Source organism: Streptococcus sp. k-628, assembly GCF_013277475.1.
Lineage (GTDB): Bacteria > Bacillota > Bacilli > Lactobacillales > Streptococcaceae > Streptococcus.
The window spans coordinates 1-3,589 of record NZ_VMMZ01000059.1; the positions used below are offsets into that span (position 1 = coordinate 1).

The following is a 3,589-nucleotide window of genomic DNA, read 5'->3' on the forward strand; positions in this document are numbered from 1 at the left end:
TGTCAAACCAAGCACTCCAAGTCTTGTAAGTGCAGTCGGTAAGAAAGATGCAGGCAGCGTTACAGTGAATGGCGTGAATAGTGGTACCACGGTAGCCCTCTATGACATGACCAATCCAGCTAACCCAATTGAATTGGGACGCACAGATGTACCAAAAGATGGTGACTTTGCGCTCAAAGATGGAGTAGCGATTAACCTAGCACCAGGTAAGAGCTTGACGAAGGATATGCCGATAGCGGTACGTAGTATCTACAAACCAACCGTAGCAGCTGAACGAACAGCATCAGACTACGGCACAAGCTTGAAGGTAACAGATGGTCTAAAAGCCAAAGACTACCACTTGATTAAGGGAGCAACGCCAACAGACGCATTGGCAGATCGACTTCAATACAAAGACGATACAGCTCTTCCAACAGGCTCAACAGTAGAATGGAAGGAAACTCCAGACTACAGCCGTGTAGGGGATGCGACTTACAAAGCGACTGTAACCATTCCAGGATCAGGTAGCACAGAAGTGACGATTCCAGTGCATGTCTATCCAACGGTAGCTCTAGCTAGTCCGAACGGCTATAACAATAAACAAGGAACCTTGTCACATGGAAGTGACGCAGAAAGGTATGTCGTCTTCAAAGATGGCAACCAAACAGTCGCTAAACCAGCAGGCGTAACAGTCCGTTGGCAAGGTGGTACAGAACCAGCTATCGCAACAGCTTCCGCAAGCCATGTCGGCCATATCGAGGTAGAATACCCATCAGACAATGCGGCAGGTAAGACGGTTCAAACCTTAGACGTAGCCCTTCCAACTTATCATGCAGTAGCCAAGGCAACAGAAGTAGTCCGTACAATTGATTCAACCTTTGCCTCAACAGAAGCTAGCGCTTATGTGAAGAAAGCAGAAAATGGACCAGACCTTCCACAAGGTACAGAGTACACATGGCAAACAGATGAGACAGGTAATGCGGCATATGGTTCAGGCACTTGGGGTAAAGTCAACGATGACTGGCTTGGTAAGAAGACCAACAAGGTTAAAGTTTACTACCCACAAGTAGACGGTGGTAATCCGAAAGAGGACAGTCTGGCAGAAGAGACAGAGGAAATCACCTTTGTGACGAAACCAGCGACTCCAAGTATTACGACTGACTTGACAGGAAGCGCCGGCACAAGAAAAACTATCCGTATTGCGAATGCGACACCAGGAACCACTGTTGAGCTCTACAACGGCGATACGAAAATTGGTTCTGTAGAGGTGCCGAAAGCTGGTACGACTCGCTACAGTGATCTAACGACAGTTGATGTAACGATGACCCAAGACATCCCAACATCAGCCAACATCACAGCCAAAGCGGTTTACAAACCAACCGAAGCAACTGAACGCGTTGAATCAGATGCAAGTGCTGCCAAAGCTTCAACCTTCATCACTCTAAGTGCTAAAGGCAGCATCCAAACCATGAAGGGAACAGGCACTCTTACTGAGTTGGATAACTTGAACGAAGCCACTCTAGCTAAGTTACTCCGTCGTTCAGACGCAGCTACGGACTTCACAGGCGCAACAGGCCGCTGGAAGAACCAAGATGCGACTAGAAAAACGGCAGAGGCAGGCACACGAACAGAAACCCTTCTAGTGCGCCTAGCAGGTCAGACGAATGAGCAAGAGGTCAACTTCACCTTCACTACTTTAGCGCAACCAAGCGCCAAAGCTGTCGTGAGAAGCAATGGTCAAGATATTACTAATGATAACTTGAGTGACTATGTGACAGCAGACGGCAACAATGGCTTAAGTTGGGAAAACCAACCAGCTAAGGTAGAAGTCGGCAAAGCTCTTCCACGTATCCAAGTTACTTACCCAAGTAATGGAGTAGCGGTATCAGACGTTACGACCCAATACGTTACACCAAAAGTATACGCTCTAGCAGAGAACCCAACTCCAAGTATTGATGCGCATAAAGGTAGCCCACTTTCAGAAGACGCTTCTGACTATGTAAAACCAGCATCAAACACAGAAGGTTTCCCTAATGGCACGACTCATGCATGGAAGGACGGAGACAAACCAAGTACTGACCATGTCGGAGAAGTGACGAAGACCGTTGTGACCACTTATGGTCAGGGCGATGATGTACCAGCTGAACTTCGAGGTAAGAGTGTAGAAACCCCAGTAACGATCACAGTTGTCCCAGATAAACCAGTTGTGACTCCAAATACTGACGGAACAGTTGATGTAACGGTTCCAGAAGAAACAACGAAGGTTGAAGTGACTTACACACCAGAAGGACAAGACGCTCCAACAACCGTAGCGGTTACGAAGAACCAAGATGGTAGCTGGACAGCTCCAGCAGACAGTGGCATCACGATTAGCCCAGACGGCAGCAAGCTTACGGTAGCAGCGGACAAGGTGAAAGATGGTGCAGGTGTCACAGCCAAAGGTATCACGACAATTGACGGTAAAGACTTTACAAGTCAGTCAAGTGATAGTGCAGATGCCAAAGCGCCACGCTTGGGTAAACCAACGATTAGTCAAAACGCAGACTACGGCATTGAAGTTGAATTGGATGACAAGGCAACTCATGCAGAAGTAGACTATGTGGATGCGGCTGGCAATACTCGTAAGTTAACCTTTGATAAGGAAGCTAATGGGGATTGGACGAAGACAGATAGTGTCAATATCGGCACAGTCGTGACAACTGGTAACAAGATTGTGATGCAGGCCAATACAGCTCAGGCAGGTAGCATCGTAAAAGCTACTCAAAAATCAGCTTTATCAGATCCATCAGAAGCAGCTGACCACAAGGCAGTGGGCTTACTGAACAGTCCAGTTGTGACTCCACAAATTGATAGTGGCGTCCAAATAGAAGCTCCAAGTGACGCGACAAGTCTTGAAGTAACCTACACGCCAGCAGGTTCTCAAGCGTCAACGAAAGTGACCCTTACGAAGACTGACCAAGGTTGGCAAGTTCCAGAAGGATTTGAAGTGGGAGCAGATGGCAAGCCAGTCTTGAAAGCCAAGACAGCTACAGCCGGAACTGAGGTAACGGTACAAGCCAAAGCACAAGACATGGAAAGTAAGCCATCCACTGGTAAAGTGAAGACAGCTCAACCATCAACCTTTACTCCAGAAAGTAAACAAAATGGGGATGTTGTGATTCCATTACCAGCTGATGCGGATAAAGTCGTGATCAACTACCCAGAAAGCGATACGGTTACGAAAACAGTAGAGCTTACCAAGGGAGCAGATGGCAACTGGAGTGCACCAGCGGATAGCCCAATCACAGTTAAAGATGGCAAGGCAACTGTTAAACAAGGAACAGCAAGCAGTGGTAAGTCTATCACAGCTCAAGCAACAGCCGGAACTGGCACAGATGTCAGCGCGGCACGCGAAGCGACTATAACTGTTCCAAGTCATACGCAGCCAACTGTTAGCACCATTACGGTAGAAGCAGATAGCAAGCCAACAGCAGATTCTATTAGCAATGCCGTAACAGCAGAGCATAAGAAAACTGCGGTAGCTAAAGCAGCTCTTCCAACAGTAGCGGCAGGAACCAGTCAAACTGTGGGAGTGACCGTCACTTATGACGATGACTCTACAGAAGATGTA

1 protein-coding gene is annotated in these 3,589 nt (G+C 47.7%); it reads left to right on the forward strand.

Translation table 11 applies throughout. The annotated features are described in order from the left end of the window. Positions 1-3,589: Rib/alpha-like domain-containing protein (locus tag HT730_RS07605; RefSeq protein ID WP_173307245.1), on the forward strand; the 3,589-nt coding region annotated here is incomplete at both ends.